Source organism: Janthinobacterium sp. PSPC1-1, assembly GCF_049897625.1.
GTDB classification, from domain to species: domain Bacteria; phylum Pseudomonadota; class Gammaproteobacteria; order Burkholderiales; family Burkholderiaceae_D; genus Janthinobacterium; species Janthinobacterium tructae.
In genome coordinates this window covers 236,755-253,086 of sequence record NZ_JAFCWP010000005.1, presented here as the reverse complement: position 1 = coordinate 253,086, position 16,332 = coordinate 236,755, and the positions used below count along the sequence as shown (strand labels likewise).

Annotated in this window: 17 protein-coding genes; 9 read left to right on the top strand and 8 right to left on the bottom strand. The window is 65.1% G+C overall.

The features are described from left to right. Nucleotides 1-49: 49 nt before the first annotated feature. The 8 genes from ACP7EG_RS17830 to ACP7EG_RS17795 all read right to left on the bottom strand — a co-directional run bounded on the left by ACP7EG_RS17830 (nucleotide 50) and on the right by ACP7EG_RS17795 (nucleotide 7,931). On the bottom strand, nucleotides 50-1,078 hold the full coding sequence (locus ACP7EG_RS17830) for a glycoside hydrolase family 3 N-terminal domain-containing protein (protein WP_426088693.1): 1,029 nt from the start codon (nucleotides 1,076-1,078) through the stop codon (nucleotides 50-52). Then, nucleotides 1,075-1,923 (bottom strand): carbohydrate ABC transporter permease, encoded by an 849-nt coding sequence (locus ACP7EG_RS17825; protein ID WP_426088692.1) that lies wholly within the window; start codon nucleotides 1,921-1,923, stop codon nucleotides 1,075-1,077. Before ACP7EG_RS17825 ends, ACP7EG_RS17830 begins: the two co-directional genes overlap by 4 nt. Before the next feature lie 12 nt (nucleotides 1,924-1,935). Continuing rightward, nucleotides 1,936-2,805 (bottom strand): carbohydrate ABC transporter permease, encoded by an 870-nt coding sequence (locus ACP7EG_RS17820; RefSeq protein WP_096234194.1) that lies wholly within the window; start codon nucleotides 2,803-2,805, stop codon nucleotides 1,936-1,938. A gap of 7 nt (nucleotides 2,806-2,812) precedes the next feature. After that, complete coding sequence (locus tag ACP7EG_RS17815) at nucleotides 2,813-4,072, bottom strand: ABC transporter substrate-binding protein (protein WP_426088691.1); 1,260 nt, start codon at nucleotides 4,070-4,072, stop codon at nucleotides 2,813-2,815. A 137-nt stretch (nucleotides 4,073-4,209) separates the two neighbouring features. After that, nucleotides 4,210-5,223: an SIS domain-containing protein gene (locus ACP7EG_RS17810; protein WP_096234196.1), complete on the bottom strand. Its 1,014-nt coding sequence runs from the start codon at nucleotides 5,221-5,223 to the stop codon at nucleotides 4,210-4,212. Beyond that, nucleotides 5,213-6,325: an N-acetylglucosamine-6-phosphate deacetylase gene (gene nagA / locus ACP7EG_RS17805; RefSeq protein ID WP_426088690.1), complete on the bottom strand. Its 1,113-nt coding sequence runs from the start codon at nucleotides 6,323-6,325 to the stop codon at nucleotides 5,213-5,215. The genes ACP7EG_RS17810 and nagA overlap by 11 nt, the downstream gene beginning before the upstream one ends. Next, nucleotides 6,322-7,056 carry a GntR family transcriptional regulator gene (locus ACP7EG_RS17800; RefSeq protein WP_071079320.1) on the bottom strand — a complete coding sequence of 245 codons (735 nt, stop codon included), beginning with the start codon at nucleotides 7,054-7,056 and terminating at the stop codon, nucleotides 6,322-6,324. The genes nagA and ACP7EG_RS17800 overlap by 4 nt, the downstream gene beginning before the upstream one ends. Before the next feature lie 2 nt (nucleotides 7,057-7,058). Beyond that, complete coding sequence (locus tag ACP7EG_RS17795; RefSeq protein ID WP_426088689.1) at nucleotides 7,059-7,931, bottom strand: BadF/BadG/BcrA/BcrD ATPase family protein; 873 nt, start codon at nucleotides 7,929-7,931, stop codon at nucleotides 7,059-7,061. A 345-nt stretch (nucleotides 7,932-8,276) separates the two neighbouring features. On the opposite strand from ACP7EG_RS17795, the gene ACP7EG_RS17790 reads away from it, so the two are divergent. The 9 genes from ACP7EG_RS17790 (at nucleotide 8,277) to ACP7EG_RS17750 (ending at nucleotide 16,332) form a co-directional block, all read left to right on the top strand. Further along, complete coding sequence (locus tag ACP7EG_RS17790) at nucleotides 8,277-8,564, top strand: hypothetical protein (RefSeq protein ID WP_426088688.1); 288 nt, start codon at nucleotides 8,277-8,279, stop codon at nucleotides 8,562-8,564. 230 nt (nucleotides 8,565-8,794) lie between these two features. Beyond that, nucleotides 8,795-9,319 carry a hypothetical protein gene (locus ACP7EG_RS17785; protein ID WP_426088687.1) on the top strand — a complete coding sequence of 175 codons (525 nt, stop codon included), beginning with the start codon at nucleotides 8,795-8,797 and terminating at the stop codon, nucleotides 9,317-9,319. A gap of 51 nt (nucleotides 9,320-9,370) precedes the next feature. Next, nucleotides 9,371-11,008 (top strand): AAA family ATPase, encoded by a 1,638-nt coding sequence (locus ACP7EG_RS17780; RefSeq protein WP_426088686.1) that lies wholly within the window; start codon nucleotides 9,371-9,373, stop codon nucleotides 11,006-11,008. 1 nt (nucleotide 11,009) lies between these two features. After that, complete coding sequence (locus ACP7EG_RS17775) at nucleotides 11,010-11,705, top strand: general secretion pathway protein GspB (protein WP_426088685.1); 696 nt, start codon at nucleotides 11,010-11,012, stop codon at nucleotides 11,703-11,705. A gap of 100 nt (nucleotides 11,706-11,805) precedes the next feature. Beyond that, a complete protein-coding gene (locus tag ACP7EG_RS17770; RefSeq protein WP_426088684.1) occupies nucleotides 11,806-13,200 on the top strand; it encodes an alkaline phosphatase family protein in 1,395 nt (464 codons plus the stop codon). Nucleotides 13,201-13,283: 83 nt separating this feature from the next. Then, on the top strand, nucleotides 13,284-13,820 hold the full coding sequence (mobB, locus tag ACP7EG_RS17765; protein ID WP_116743428.1) for a molybdopterin-guanine dinucleotide biosynthesis protein B: 537 nt from the start codon (nucleotides 13,284-13,286) through the stop codon (nucleotides 13,818-13,820). A gap of 57 nt (nucleotides 13,821-13,877) precedes the next feature. Beyond that, nucleotides 13,878-14,078 (top strand): YjfB family protein, encoded by a 201-nt coding sequence (locus ACP7EG_RS17760; protein WP_096234204.1) that lies wholly within the window; start codon nucleotides 13,878-13,880, stop codon nucleotides 14,076-14,078. Nucleotides 14,079-14,386: 308 nt separating this feature from the next. Then, nucleotides 14,387-14,689 (top strand): BufA1 family periplasmic bufferin-type metallophore, encoded by a 303-nt coding sequence (locus ACP7EG_RS17755; RefSeq protein WP_131690123.1) that lies wholly within the window; start codon nucleotides 14,387-14,389, stop codon nucleotides 14,687-14,689. Nucleotides 14,690-14,706: 17 nt separating this feature from the next. After that, a complete protein-coding gene (locus tag ACP7EG_RS17750; RefSeq protein WP_426088683.1) occupies nucleotides 14,707-16,332 on the top strand; it encodes a DUF692 family multinuclear iron-containing protein in 1,626 nt (541 codons plus the stop codon).

The window sequence follows — 16,332 nt, the reverse complement described above, 5'->3', positions numbered from 1 at the left end:
CCTCGGGTCGTCTTGAAAGTGCGGTTTGATTCGGTGGCAAGGGCGGCGCTCACTGGCAGCGCCGCCTGGCCTCGGCCATGATGATGCGGTCGGCCGCCTCCTGCGCGTACACGCCGCTGGCGGCCGGGTAGCGTGCGGCCATCGCCGCCAGGCGCTGCAGCCGCGCGCCCACCGCCTGCAGCGGCAGGGCGCCCGATGCCAGCGCGGCGCTGACGTCGTCCAGCGCGGCCGGCAACTGCGCGGCATCGGCCAGCAGGGCCATGTCGGCACCGGCGGCCAGGGCGCGTGCGCCGACATGCCCGCCGTGCGCGTCGATGCCGGGCGTGAGCAGCACGCCGCCATAGCCCCACTGCTGGCGCAGCAAGCCATGCATCACCGCGTGCGACAGACTGGCGGGCTGGCTTGCGTCGAGGGCTGGATAGGTCACGTGTGCGCTCAGCATCGAGGCCGTCTGCGTGGCAGCCTGTCGAAACGGCACGAAATCATGTTCTTCCAGCTGCGCGCGGGTCTTGTCGACGCTGGGGAGCTGGCCACCGGCAGCGTGCTGCGGCAGGTACAGCCTGGCGCAGCACGCCACGCCCTCGGCCTGACAGCCCGCCGTCCAGGCTTGCGCCATGGCGGCCGCTTGTGCCGGATCGCCGCCAAACGCCTGCGCCGCGCCAGGCGCCTGTGCGGCGCCGGTGTCGAGATTGATCAGGGGCGCCAGCAGCCAGTTGATGCCCAGTGCACGCAAGCCGCGCGCTGTCGCCGCGCCCGTGCCGTTGGCCAGCTCTGCATCGCCAAGGGCGCACAGGTCCATGGCGCCCGGCGGCTGGGGCAGCCAGTCCGGGCAAGCCGTAGGCATGCCGGCCGGGTCGATGGCGATCAGCGCTTGCGGACCCAGGGCGCGCCGCAAGTCCGCGCTCAGGCGCGTCAGCTGCGCGGCATCGCGCAGATTGGCCGCGTGCAGGCACACGGCACGGATGCCATGTTGCTGCAGGCATTGCGCCGTGGCCGCATCGAGTTCGGTGCCGGGGATGCCCGTCATCAGCAGTTGCCCGGCAAGCCGGCGCAGGTCGGTGGCGATGGCGGCGCTCATTTGACGGCGCCGTCCATGCCGCGCATGAAGAAGCGCTGGGTGAACAGGAACGCCAGCAGGGTCGGCACGATGGTGATCAGGGTGCCGGCGGCGATCACGCGCGTGCTGCTGCCGAAGGTGCCGCGCAAATACAGCACGCCCACCGACAGGGGAAATTCGTCGGGTTTGCTCATGACGATGGAGGGCCAGATGTATTCATTCCACGATTCGACGGCCGTCAGGATGCCGACGGTGGCCAGCCATGGCGTGATCAGGGGCAGCATGATGCGGCTGAAGATGACCCACTCGGAGGCGCCATCGACACGCGCCGCGTCGATCAGGTCTTGCGGCACTTCCTCGAACGCCTGCTTGAGCAGCAAAATGGCCACCGCCGTCACCACGTTGGGCAGGATCACGCCCGTGTAGGTGTCGACCAGGCTCATTTGCGTGATGGTGATGAAGTTGACGAGAAAATTCACCTCCGATGGCAGCACCAGCGTGGCCAGGATCAGGCCGAACACCAGTTTGCGGCCACGGAACTTCAGGCGCGCCAGCGGATACGCGGCCAAAGAGCACAGCAGCAGTTTCCAGAAGACGGTGAACACGGCGATCAGCACGGAGTTCTTGAAGAACGACCAGATGGGAATCGCATTGAACACTTCGATGAAGTTCTCAAAAGACGGCGCCTTCGGCCAGAAGGTGGGCGGGAAGGCGAAGATATTGCCTTGCGTGGAAATGGCCGTCACCAGGGTCCACCAGAACGGGAAGACGCAGACGACGGCGATCGCGCACAGCACGGCATAGTGGCCCGCATATTGGACTATGCGTTGCAAACGCGTTTTCAGGGGGCGGGAACGGAGTTTCATGGTCATTCCCTCTTAGCGATGCTTGGGTTTCAGATAGCGCAGGCACAGCAGGGCGATGGCTATGCAGAACAGCGAGACGACGAAACTGGCGGCCAGCGCGCGCGGCAGTTTCAAGTGCTTGAGGCCCTGGTCGTAGGCGTAGTACAGCGCCGTGAAGGTCGAGTTCATCGGACCGCCCTGGGTCAGTACGTCGACTTCCTGGTAAGCCTTCAGGGCCGCCAGCACGGACAGGATGGAGCACAGCATGATGGTGGGGCGCAGCATCGGTACGGTGATCTTCCAGAAACGCTGCCAACGGTTGGCGCCATCGAGCATGGCCGCTTCCTGCATGTCCGACGGGATCGACTGCAGCGCCGCCAGGTACATCACCATGTACCAGCCCAGGCCGCGCCACAGCGTGACGAACATGACGGCAAACAGGGCCAGGCTGTCGTTCGTCAGCCAGCCCACGGGCGCATTCACGAGTTTCAGGGTCAGCATCACGTAATTGAGCGCGCCCTGTTCATGGAACATGAAGCCCCACATGATGCCGACCACGGACACGGTGGTCACCACGGGTACGTAGAAGGCGGCGCGGAACAAACGGATGCCGGGCAGGCGGTTGTTCACCAGCACGGCCAGCACGATGGCGCCCACCTGCACGAAGGGCACCATCAGCAAAAACATCAGCGAATTCTTCAGGCCCGAGACGAACATCTCGTTGTTGAAGATGTAGCGGAAGTTATCCAGGCCGACGAAGCGCGTCTCGCGTATCAGGCTGTAGTCGGTGAACGCCAGCACGGAGCCGTAGCCGACGGGCCAGAAGGAAAAGGCGGCCAGCAGCAGCAGGGCGGGGGCGAGAAACAGCCAGGCTTGCAGGGTGTGGCGGTGGGTGAGTTTCATGCTGTCCTCAGTGACGTGGCAGGGTGGCCAGCTTGCGGTTCCAGATGGCGACGGCCTGGTCCAGCGCCTGTTTCACGTCCTGCTTGCCCGTCACGCCCGCCTCGACGGCTTTGACCAGCGAGCGGCGCAATTCGTCGTAGTCGTCGATGCCGGCCACGTACAGGGTGCGCGAGTGGCCCATCGACAGGGCACCGGCAGCGACGGCTTTCTCGGCCGCGCCCGCGTTCTGCGGCGTGGCCAGGAAGAACGGGTCGGCGGCCGCCTTGACGGTGGTGGGAAAGACGCTGGCCTGTTTGGCGAAGGCCAGCTGGTTGGTGTCATTCGTCAGGAAGCGCGCGAACTTGCCAACCGATGGCAGCAAGTGTGCCGGCACGCCTTTCGGAATGGCGAAGTGCACCAGCCAGCCGCCGTCGGCGATGCCGGTAGGGCCCAGCGGCGCGGGCGCCACGTCGGTGATGGCGTAGATGTCTTTCGCGTCGCCGCGAATGCGCTGCATGGCCGTGGGGGGCGCCAGCAGCATGCCCAGGCGGCCACCCTTGTAGGCGTCGATCACGGCCGGAAAATTATCTTCGGCGAACAGGCTTTCCTTCAGCAGGCCGCCGACCTTGTAGGTGTCGGCCAGTTTTTGCACCAGCGCCACGTGCTGCGGCGAATTGAAGACGGCGCGGTTGTCGGTGATGACGGCCAGGCCCTGCTGCATGAACAGGCCGTCGATCTTGGAGAGGGCGGGCGCGATGCCGGCCTTGCCCGTGCGTTGCGCGATCTGGCGCGCGAACGCCAGCTGTTCATCGAGGCTGGCGGGGCCGCGCATGAGGCCCGCCTGCTTGAAAATATCGGTATTGAAGGCAATCACCGCGACATTGCTGTACATGGGGAAGCCATAGGTGCGGCCCTTGAAGCGCAAGTCTGCCAGGGCGCTGGGAATGTAGCTGGCGCGCGCTGGCGCGATCAGGCCATCGACTTGTGTGAGCAAGCCGTCGCGCGCAAATTCATCAGCCCAGGGCACGTTCAGGCTGACCAGCGCGGGCGGCGTGCCGGCCACGATGCGCGTGACCAGCTTGGTCTGGATGACGTCCCACGGGAAGTCGATCCACTCGATCTTGACGCCGGGATTCTGCGCTTCATAGCGCGCCACCACCGCATTGAAATACGGCGTGAACTTGGGCTTCATGCTGAAGGTCCAGAATTCGATTTTCTCGGCAGCCCATGCTTGTGGCGCGAGCAGGCCCGCGCAGGCAAACACCGCCAACAGTCTCTTGATCGTCATTTTTATCCTGGAGCGTGGCGCTCCAATGTCCATGAGTCCGCGGCGCGGGTACATGCCCTTGCCGTCGCTTATATTCTTTTCGCATATTGCGGACGGCAGCTTCGTCCCATACCGGGGAAGAAGCTGCCGGGTACTACTTAATTGGTCTTCGTAACCTTGCTCAGGTGACGCGGCGCATCCGGGTCCATGCCGCGCGCGGCCGACAGTTTTGCCGCCATCACGTAGAAGGACTGGATGGCGACGATCGGATCGAGATCCGGCGTGGCCGCCACGGGCAGGGTCAGGTCGCGCTCGGCCACGTCGGCGGGCGCCGCCAGCAAGACCTTGGCGCCACGGCCGCGCATTTCCGTCGCCAGTTGCAGCAGGCCGGCCTGGGTCGGGCCGCGCGTGGCAAAAATCAGCAGCGGGTAGCCGTCTTCGATCAGGGCCATCGGGCCGTGCTTGATTTCGGCGCCGCTGAAGGCTTCCGCCTGCAGGGCCGAGGTTTCCTTGAATTTCAGTGCCGCTTCCAGCGCCACGGGGAAGCTGATGCCGCGCCCCACGACCATGATGTTGCGGGCCGGGGCCAGCACGTCAATCGCCGGCGACCAGTCGATGCGAGTCGCTTCGAGCAGCGCTTCGGGCAACGCTTCCAGGCCCGCCTGCAGCTCGGGGTCGTTCTGCCACTGGGCCACCATGCGCGCACCGGCGACCAGGCTGGTGATGAAGCTCTTGGTGGCGGCGACGCTTTGTTCCTTGCCGGCGCGCAGGGGCATGGCCCATTCGGCGGCGTGCGCCAGCGGCGAATCGATGTCGTTGACGAGGGCCACGGTGGTGGCGCCGCCGTCGCGGAAGTAGCGGATCGGCTCGACCACGTCCGGGCTCTGGCCCGATTGCGAAATCGAGATGGCCAGCGTATCGCGCGTCACCAGCGGCGACTTGTTCAGGGTCACCAGCGACATCGGCAGCGAGGCGACGACGCGGCCCAGGCGCGCCATGATCAGGTAGGCGACGTAGTTGCAGGCGTGGTCGGAGCTGCCGCGCGCGATGGTCAGCGCGGTCGAGAACGAGGTGCTCCTCAATTTGCGGCCCAGTTCCGCGTAGCGTTCCGTGTCGCTGGCCAGTTGCAGGGCGACGCATTCGGCGGCGGAAATGGCTTCTTTAAGCATCATTGAGGTCACAGATTTCTCCTTCTATATACACAGCTTTGAGTTTGAGATCGCGATCGAGTACCACCAGATCGGCGTAAGTACCGGGGGCCAGCCGGCCGCGTTCTTCCAGGCCCAGGTAATCGGCGGCGTTGGTCGAGACGCGCTTGGACGCGTCGGCCAGGTCCAGTCCCAGTCCCACCAAGTTGCGCAGCGCCTGGTCCAGGGTCAGGGTGCTGCCCGCCAGCGTGCCGTCGGGCAGGCGCACACCGCCCATGCATTTCTGCACGGCGTGGCGGCCCAGCATGTATTCGCCGTCCGGCATGCCGGTGGCGGCGGTCGAATCGGTGACGCAGTACAGGCGCGGGATGGCGCGCAGGGCCACCTTGATGGCGCCCGGGTGCACGTGCAGCAGGTCGGGGATCAGTTCCGCGTATTCGGCGTGCGCCAGGGCGGCGCCGACCATGCCCGGCTCGCGGTGGTGCAGGCCGCTCATGGCGTTGAACAGGTGTGTAAAGCCCATGGCGCCGTGTTCCAGCGCGGCCACGCCGTCTTCATAGGAACCGAGCGTGTGGCCGATCTGCACGCGCACGCCGGCGTCGGCCAGGGCACGCACCAGGTCCAGGTGGCCGGCGATTTCCGGCGCCACGGTGATGACGCGCAGCTTGGCCAGGGTTTGCAGGCGTTCGATTTCGGCCAGCGTGGCGGCGCGCGCGTAGTTCGGCTGCGCCCCGAGCTTGCCGGAATTGATGTACGGACCTTCCAGGTGGGCGCCCAGCACGCGCGCCGTGTTCGGGCGGCGGTTGTTGGCGGCGATGCCGATGGCCGTCAGGGCCACGTCGATATCTTCCGGCGGCGCCGTCATGGTGGTGGCCAAGAGGCTGGTGGTGCCGTGGCGCGCGTGGATGGCCGCGATGGTGTAGACGGCTTCTCCGCCTTCCATGATGTCCTTGCCGGCGCCGCCATGCACGTGCAGGTCGATAAAGCCGGGCAAAATATAGTCGTCGCCGTTGTTTGAGGGGTGGAGGGAATCGCCCGTGATGCTGTCGACGCGCTCGCCGAAGGCGATGGCGCCGTGGATCCAGCCGCCGGGGGTAAGGATATTGCCTTTGATAGTGCTGCTCATCTGCGCGACTCCGCTACGAATTCATAATAATCACTGCGGCAATACGAGTGGGTCAGTTCCACCGCTGCGCCGTTGTCGAGATAACTGACACGGGTGATGTGCAGCATGGCTTCACCCGTCTTGATATTGGCCAGCTTGGCCTGTTCCGCCGTGGCGTTGACGGCGCGGATATGCTGCAGCGCGCGCATCGGGATGGTGCCGCGCGACTCCAGGTAGCCGTACAGCGAATCGGTCACCTGCTGCGGGTCCGGCATGTACAGCGCGGGGATGGTGGTCGTCTCGATCGCCATCACCACTTCGTCGGCCGTGCGCAAACGGCGCAAACGCGCCACCGGCATGTGTGGCGACAGGCCCAGCGACAGCAGTTCCAGCGGCGCCGCCGCGCCGATATCGCGCTGCAGCCAGCGCGAGCCGGCCGTGAAGCCCCGCTGGCGCAATTCTTCCGAAAAGCTCGTCAGGCGCGACAGCGGCTGCTCCAGCTTGGGCGTGATGTAGGTGCCCGAGCCGCGCCTGCGCGTCAGCATGCCCCGGTCGCACAGCATGTCGATGGCCTTGCGCGCCGTGACGCGCGAGATTTCCAGGATGTCCGACAGTACGCGCTCGGAGGGCAATGCCTGGTTGGCGCGCCAGTCGCCGCTGGCGATGCCGTCCGACAGCATGTTCGCCAGTTGCATGTAGAGCGGCGTGTCGCTGGCGGGATTCGGTTTGAAGGCGGACAGTTTGGTCAGCATGGTCATTGCTCCTGCAAGTGCTTGCTGATCAGGCGCAGGCCGCCTGCGGCCGAGTCGCCCTGTGCCGGCACGACCAGTTGCAACAGTGCCGCCGGCAGGTAGCCAGACAAGGGCGCCGCCAGGCCGCCGCACAGGGACACGGGCAAGGTGCCGGCCGGGTCGAGCGCCCTGGCGATGAGGGCGATCTGCTGGCCCGCGTCGCTCAGGATGGTGCGCGCCACCACGTTGCTGGCCGCATGTTCGAGCACCAGCCGCGCCAGTTGCGCGAAGTTGGTCTGGCTGGCGGCCGCCAGCCACACCTGCATGGCGTTGCGCTGGCCGCCGCAGGCGTCGATGACGGCCGTGGCGAAGGCGCTGCCGGGCACGCGCCCGTCGACTACCTGCTGCGCATGGTTGATGGCGCGCATGCCGATCCAGGCGCCGCCCGCTTCGTCGCCGGAGGGAAAGCCCCAGCCGCCCACTTCGTGGCGGCTGCCATCCGCGTGCAGTACTTCGCCCACGCTGCCGGTGCCGATGGCAACGATGACGCCCGGCTGGCCCGCGTGCGCGCCGAGCAGGGTGGTCAGTGTATCCGATTCGAGTGCCACCAAGGCATAGCCGGGATTGTGTTCGACAAAGCTGGCGGCCCATTGCTTGTTGTGCACGCCAGCCAGGCCCAGGCCGATGGCCATGCGCTGCAGCGACGGCTGTTCCAGGCCGGCGGCGCGGAAGGCCAGGGTGACGGCATGTGCCACGGACGTCCAGGCACGCTCGATGCCGTGCATCAGACCGGAAGGACCGCTTTGTCCCTGCGCCAGTTCCTGGCCATCGAGGCGCGCCAGGCGTACGCGGGTGCCGCTGCCCCCGCCGTCGACGCCGATTATGTATTCGATCATGTTATGCAGTCCCGCGTTTGGTTGATTGCGCCTGTCTGGTTTTTTTTTGTCGGGCGGCGAAAAAGCTGAAGGCACTATATTGTCGCCTCGATGGCTTGTCAACAGGTATTTAAGTGGTATTAACAAATGCGTGGTGCGATACCACGCCATGCCCTGGATGGTGATTGCAAGTCACTGTTAATAAAGGGTTTTTTGTGTGTTGTGAATGGTATTGAAATTGGCCTTGTTTAATGCCAATTTTTTCAGACTGGTCTATGTCTGGTGTTGCGCTATTGCTTGTATGCATGCTTGGCAAGGGACGCCATGAAGAGTAAAGTCCGCCTTTTACACCTGAGTTGGAAGAGCATGATGAACGACAAGGCAGCAAAGAGCGATTACTGGGACGACTGGCAGCAAGAGGCGCTGGCCGCCGGCGTGTCGGCGCCGCTGGCCAAGCTGGGCATGGAAATGATGCGCACGCACCGCAAGAACCGCTGGCCGAAGGATTTCCTGGGCCGTGAAAGCGATGGCCCGGTCATGCTCGAAATGTGCCTGGAAGATGAAGCGGAAACGGAATTGTTCTTTATCGAGAACCTGCACCCCTACGATGCGGAGCTGATCGAAAAGACGCGCCGCCGCCTGTGCCTGCACTGATAGTGCGCTGATGCCTGACTGGAACGGCCGCCTTGTGCGGCCGTTTTGCTTTTCGGGTGGCATTTTCATGGGGGAGTGTCATAATGGCCAAGGCATTTTCGCCCAAGCATGGAGTAGATGATGAGCAAGGCACAGGACAGCAAGAAAGAAGCCAAGAAGGAACCGGCCAAGAGCATGAAGGAAAAGAAGGAAGCCAAGAAGGTCAAGAAAGAAGAGCGCAAGCGCTGATCATGCGCGTGCGCCGTGCATTGATGCGCCCGTGGCGTGCGCCGGCCCTGCTGGCGGCGTTCGCCCTGCTGGCCTTCGGTGTCCCCGTGTCCGGCGTGCTGGCGCAGCAAAAGGCCGCGCCGTCCACGTTCGGGCAAGTGGTGGGCAATGCCGTGCTGTGCATCGACCAGATCGACAACAAGGCCTTCTATGCCTATTTGCTGACGGCTTTCGGCCCCGCCTACAAGCATGAAGGCGGCGCCTACTGGTTCCGCACGGACGCCACCTTGTGGGGCGCGCCCGTTACCGACGTGATCGTCAGCGACGACACCAGCCCCCTCGTCTTCATGGGCGTGGTGGCGGATTCGACGCCGGAAAAGCTGGAACCGGCCATTCGCAGCGCCTCGGGCCTGCGTTTCAATAAACTCGACAATTCCGCCTTTCCTGTCCGTGGTTCCATGCCTGGCAGTAAAATCGTCTACTTCCGTAGCAAGGCGAAAGTGTATTGCGCCAAATACAAGCCGTTGCCGCCCGCCCGCACCCGCTGAGGGGTTCGGCTTGCCGCCGCGCATTTTGATCGTTTCATCCGCAGGGTCTCCATGTACACGCATTATTTCCAGCTCAAGCAATCGCCGTTTTCGATCGCCCCCGATCCGCGCTACCTGTTCATGAGCGAACGCCACCGCGAAGCGCTGGCGCACTTGCTGTATGGCGTGGGCAGCGGCGGCGGTTTCGTGCTGCTGACGGGAGAAATCGGCGCCGGCAAGACCACCGTGTGCCGCTGCTTCATGGAACAAATTCCCGACAATTGCCAGCTCGCCTATATCTTCAATCCGAAACTGTCCGTCGAGGAATTGCTGCTGTCGATCTGCGAGGAATTCCGCATCGCCGTGGCGCCCGGCGTGGCCAGCGTGAAAGGCTATGTCGACGCCATCAATGCGCATTTGCTGGCCAGCCATGCGCAGGGCAAGAACAATGTGCTGATCATTGACGAAGCGCAAAACCTGTCCGCCGCCGTGCTGGAGCAGCTGCGTTTGCTGACCAACCTGGAGACGAGCGAGCGCAAGCTGCTGCAAATCATCCTCATCGGCCAGCCGGAATTGCGCGCCATGCTGGCCCGGCCCGAGCTGGAGCAGCTGGCGCAGCGCGTGATTGCCCGCTATCACCTGGGCTCGCTGACGGCCGAGGAAACGGCCAGCTATGTCCGCCACCGCCTGGCCGTGGCAGGCAGCACGGCGCAGACACCGTTCGCGCCGCGCCTGATGGCACAGATTCACGCCTTGAGCAAGGGAGTGCCGCGCCGCATCAACCTGCTGTGCGACCGCGCGCTGCTGGGTGCCTATGTGGAAAACCAGCCGCAGGTGACGCGCCAGATATTGCGCCGTGCCGCCGAGGAAGTGTTTGCCGAAGAGGGCAAGCCGGCTGCCGGACGGGGCTTGCGCTGGCCGCACGTGGCCGGCGGCGTGCTGGCCGGTGCGCTGGTGACTGCTGCGCTGGCCTGGCATTTTATGCCGCACGCTGGCGTACCCGTACCGGCGGTCACTGCACCGGCACCGGCCCTGGCCGCATCCGTGCCGGCGGCGTTTGCAGTGGTGGCCGCGTCTGCGCCTGCCAGCGTGCCGGACCGCAACGCCGTGCTGCGCCAGCTGGCCGCCCTGTGGGGCGAGCAGTTGCCGGCCGGTGACGCTTGCCAGGCGGGCGCCCGCGCCGGCCTGCGCTGCCTGCACAGCCGGGGCGGCATCGCCGAACTGCGCGTGCTGGATACTCCCGCCATGCTGGCCTTGCGCGATGGGCAAGGAGCAGAACAGCTGGCGCTGCTGACGCGCTTGCAGGGCGAAACGGCCACCTTGATGCTCGATGGCAAACAACAAAGCCTGTCGCTGGCCCAGCTGGCGCAGCGCAGCGATGGCAGTTTCACGACCTTCTGGCGCGCCCCGCGCAGCTGGCGCGACGAAGTGCCGCTGGGTGCCCGTGGCGCCGACGTGGACTGGCTGGCGCAGCGCCTGGCGCAGCAGCGTGGCTTGCCGGCGCCGGCCGCCAATCTGCCGCTCGATGCCGAGATGCAAGGCCAGCTGCGTGCTTTCCAGCAGAGCCAGAACCTGCGGGCCGATGGCCTGGCAGGTCCGAAAACGTATATACGCCTGAGGCAACTGGGTGACAACGCGGAGCCGCGCCTGAGCAGCGCAGCTCCTGCCGTGGCAGCGTCCGCTGCGACGGCGATGGTGGCGGGGAAATAAGATGTCCTACATACTTGAAGCATTGAAAAAATCGCAGGCCGAGCGCCAGCTGGGCGAGTTGCCGTCGATCCACGCACCGCAAGTGCAGCTGCATGATGGCGCAGCGTCCGCTTCTGCGCGGCGCATGCCCGTCTGGCTGGCGCTGGGCGGCGTGACGGTGGCCGTGGCTGCCGCATTGCTGCTGTGGCAGCCTTGGCAGGCAGCGGCCACGGCGCCGGCGCTTACACCTGCCGTGTTGGCCCAGGCTGTGCCAGCACCGATGCCGGTAGCCGTCCCGCCAGCAGTCCCTGTCCCTGTACCCGCGGCGGCCCCCGTCACGCAAGTTACTCCCGTACCGCCAGCAGCCACCGCCGCGCCCGTACACCATGCCAGGCCCGTGGCGGAACCGAAGCAGGAGATGCCCGGTCAGGCCGTGTCACCGCCCGTTGTAGCCCCGGCGCCTGCCGCGCCCGCGCCTGCAGCCGAAGAGACCGTGCCCGGCATGCGCGACTTGCCCGAGCCGATACAGCGGCAAATCCCCGCCATTGCCATCGGCGGCTATATCTATTCGAAGAATCCGGCCGACCGTCTGTTGCTGATCGACAAGGTGCTGCGCCACGAGGGCGAGGAGCTGGCTCCGGGCCTGGTCCTGGAAAAGTTGCAGCCGAAGGCGGCCATCTTCAGTTTCAAGGGCTACCGCTACCGCGTGCCGTATTGACTTGTTGCGCATCAAGGTCGGGCCACCATAGCTGAACCAACCTGGGCTGGCCTGGTCGAACCAAGGTCGCTGCGCCCGTGTGCGCGGCCGGGGAGTTCCCATGAGTGCTGCCGCAGCTGCAGGTGAGGGTGCGCTTGATGCGGATGCGCCGGAAAATCTGGCGCGCATCGAGCATATCGTCGTGTTGATGATGGAAAACCGCTCGTTTGACCACATGCTGGGCTACCTGAGCCTGGAAGGGGGGCGCGCCGACATCGATGGCTTGCAGGCCCGCCATGCCAACCTGCACGCGGGCGTGGTCTACCCCGTGCACCATCTGCAGCGCACGGCCTTCGGCCCGCAGCAAGACCCGTCGCATACGGGCCTGTCCGTGGCGCAGCAATTGCAAAACAATAACGGCGGCTTCGTCGACGACTATGCGCAAACGCATCCGGGCGACCCCGACATCGACCTGGTGATGGGTTACTACAATGCGGCCGACTTGCCCATGTATGATTTCCTGGCGCAACAGTTCTGCGTCTGCGACCGCTGCTACAGCTCCGTGCCGGGCGCCACCTGGCCCAACCGCCTGTATGCGATCAGCGGCAAGGCAGCCGGCAGCCGCGACAGCAAGCGCGTGCCCCTGTATGCGAACAAGTCCTTTGTGCGCCACCTGGACCGCGCCCAGGTCGGCTGGAAATTTTATTCCGACTGGAAACCATGGAGTTTGGCCTTCAGCGACGACCATTACCGCTCGTCCGAGTGGTATGAGCCCTTCGGCTCCAGCGGGCGTCGCTATGGCTTCATCGGCGATGCGCTGGCGGGCACCTTGCCGTCTGTCAGCTGGATCGATCCGCATTTCTTCGACAATGACGACCACCCGCCGGCCGATATCCGCGCCGGCCAGGCGCTGGTGGCGCAGGTTTACCAGGCCCTGTCGCGCGGTCCCGCCTGGCCGCGCACCTTGCTGATCCTCAGTTATGACGAGCATGGCGGCTTTTTCGACCATGTGCCGCCGCCCGCCGCCGCCGATGACGACCCCGCGTTTCGCCAGTACGGCGTGCGCGTGCCCATGCTGCTGGTGTCACCGCTGATCGCGCCGGGCAGCGTCAGCCACGAGGTAGTCGACCACACGTCGATCATCAAAACCATCCTGCAGCGCTTTTGCCGCGCCGCCGATGGTGGCTTGCCCCAGATGGGCGCGCGCGTGGCGGCCGCCAGCGGCCTGGGCGCCGTGCTGACCCTGGCGCAGCCGCGCGCGGCGCCCGTCGTGCCCTTTGCTGTGCTGGCGCAGCGGGCCGCATGGGAAGCGGATGTGCGGGCGCACGACTTCGCCCCGTTGGCGCAAGCTGAAGGCTTGGTCGCCGCTGTTACTGCCGTGCCCGTGCAATCCGATGCCGAAGCGGGCGTGATCGCTGCGCATCGGCAATTGGCGCGCTGGGCCAGGAATGCGCAGGCAGCGCCCGGGCCGGCGGGCCGGCGCCGGCGGCAGGGTGGCAAGCCGGCACCCGCCTGAGTTGGGCAATGCATGGCGCCCGCGCCGGGCGCTGGCGCCGGTAGGGCTGCGTATAATCACTGCTTCTCAATCAAGGAGTGATCATGCACGATGCGATGCCCGCCCACCCGGTACTGGGTGTGATCGGCCGTTCCGGTAGCGGCAAGACGACCCTGCTGGAATTTGTGGTGAAGGAACTGGCGGCGCGGGGCTTGCGCGTCAACCTGGTCAAGCACAGCCACCATGACCTGGCGCTGGAACCGCCGCAAAAAGACAGCGCCCGGTTGCGCCTGGCAGGGGCGGCGGAAGTGCTGGTGGCGTCGCCGTACCGCTTTGCCATCGTGCATGAGTTGCGCGGCGCGCCGGAACCGAGCCTGGCGCAGCAATTGGCCCGCATGGGGCCGGCGGACCTGACCCTGGTCGAAGGTTTCAAGACGGACCCCATTCCCAAGCTGGAAGTATTCCGCCCGGAAGTGGGGCAGGCGCCCCTGTATCCGCATGACCCGCATGTGATCGCCGTCGCCTCCGACAGCCCGGCGCCGGCCGACCTGCGCGAGGGCGTGCAATGGCTGGACTTGAATGCACGCGAGCACGTGCTGGCCTGGTTGCTGCTGCAGTTGGAAAATAAGCTGGAAAAATAAGCTAAAGGTTTGCCGCGGCCATCCGTTAATACTGGTAGAACCTCATTGGAGAAATGTATGGACGTCGGAAGCATTGCTCAACTGTCAACCACGATGGCGGAGACAGGCACGCGGCAAGCCGTCGGCTTGACTGTCCTGAAAAAAGCCCAGGATATTCAAAGTTCGACCGCCACTGCCTTGCTGGAAGCGTTGCCACCGATACAGTCGGCGCCGAGTCTGCCGGCTCACCTCGGTAACCGCATCAATACGACAGCCTGAGCGCAGGTCTGTAGCGCCAGTCTGGCGCTCGCTATACCTATGCCCACACCACCGTCGCCGACGGTGGCGCGTGGGCGTTTTTGTTTTTCTTCGCTGTAATCGTCATCCTGCCCGACATTCCGCCTTCCTTTTCACCTCCATCAAGTTAACTAAATGACCATGGTTCGCCATGGCACGGCCGATTCAGTAAAATGACGCCCATCACCTCGCGTTGTCCATGGTGCAGCCTGGTGCGTGCCGTGACTTGCCGCGTGATTACTTACCGCGATTACTTAGCAATTACTTTGACCCATGCAAGAGGATTTCCCATGAACAAACGTCAAGCTCTCATCGCCGCCGCCCTCGCGGGCATCTGCGCCGGTACCACCGTCAACGCGGCCGCGCACGATGGTCCCGCCCCCGGCGACAAGGAAAAATGCTACGGCGTGGCCAAGGCCGGGCAGAACGATTGCGCCTCGTCCGATGGCGCGCATTCCTGCGCGGGCCAGGCGGAGGCGGACAACTTGCCCACGGAATGGACCTATGTTGCCAAGGGCACGTGCGAACAGGCGGGCGGCTCCGTCAAGCCCATCAAGGCCGGCAAGGCCGCCAAACCGGCGACGCAGCCGTAAGCGTCGGCAGCTTGCCCATGCCGCCAGTTCCAGCGCTTGCCGGTGCCGGCGTCGGCTTGCGCGCTGCGCACTACCGCGACTTCCTGGCGCGCCGGCCTCGCGTGGGCTGGCTGGAAGTACATACCGAAAATTATCTGCAGCCATCGGGCTGGGATAGTCATGTGCTGCAGACTCTGCGCCAGGATTACCCGCTCAGCCTGCATGGCGTGGGACTGGGCCTGGGTTCCGCGCGCGGCTTTTCCGAAGCGCACCTGCAGCGCGTGCGCGCCGTGGTGGAGCGCATCGAGCCTGCCCTCGTGTCGGAACACCTGTGCTGGGGCGCCGTGGCGCAGCAGCAACTCAATGATCTGTTGCCGCTGGCCTTGAATGGTGCCGCCCTGGATTTATTGTGCGCCAGAGTGGGGCGTGTACAGGATGTGCTGAAAAGGCCGATCTTGCTGGAGAATGTCTCCACTTACCTGCGTTTTGCCGACGATGCCATGAGCGAGGCGCAATTCCTGGCGGAACTGGCGCGCTGCAGCGGCTGCGGGCTGCTGCTCGATATCAACAACTTGTATGTGAACCAGTGCAACCACGGCGAAGACGCCCTGCTTGCCATGCAAAGCATCGCGCCGGGCAGTGTGGGCGAACTGCACCTGGGCGGCCATCTGCTGACGCCGCACGCCGTGATCGACCACCATGGCACCGCAGTAGCCGAGCCCGTCTGGGACTTGTATGCGGCCGCCTTGCTGCGTTTTGGCGCCGTGCCCACCCTGGTCGAATGGGATACGGATTTGCCGCCGCTCGATATCCTGCTGGGCGAGGCAAGCAAGGCGCAAGCGATGTTGTCGCAGCACGAGCAACATTCGCCGTGGCATGGGGTGCCGGTGCCGCTACCGCCACCGCCCGTGTCACTTGACGCGCTGGCGGCCGGCCAGCAAGCATTTGTCACGGCCTTGCTCGATACTGCGGCAACGTTGCCATCGTTCGCGGGAGCGGCGGTGCCGCAGCGTTTCTCTTTGTATCGCGGCAATCTGAGCGCCACCTGGCGCCGTACCCTGGGCCATGCCTATCCCGTCGTGCTGGCGCTGGTGGGCGCGGAATTCTTTGGCGGCCTGGCGCGCGCGTATGGGCGCCAGTATCCGTCAGATAGCGCCGATTTGAACCAGTTTGGCGCCCGTTTCGCCGATTTTCTGAGCAGTTTTCCACCTGTGGCCGAGTTGCCTTATTTGCCCGATATGGCGCGCCTGGAATGGGCCGTGCACCTGGCCCATTACGCGCCCGATGCGCAGGCGCTGGCGCCCGAGTCGCTGGCCGCCTTGCATCCTGATCAACTGGAGGCGCGCCGTTTTGCCTTGCATCCCGCTTGCGCCTTGCTGGCATCCGACTGGCAAGTGGCGGCCCTGTGGCAGGCGCATCAGGATGGTGAAGAGCAGGGGATGTTTCCGCAGGATATGCAGGTGGCCAGCTGGACATTGGTATGCCGGGCGCGCTGGAAGGCGCAGGTGCTGAGAGTGGATGCGGCGGCGCATGCGGCCTTGCTGGCCTTGCGGCAGGGGCAAACGTTTGGCGCCGCGCTCGATGCGGCGTTCGAGCGGGACCCGGCCTTCGACCTGGCGGCACACCTGCGCCAGTGGCTGGCGCATGCGGTATTGGCGGCGTGA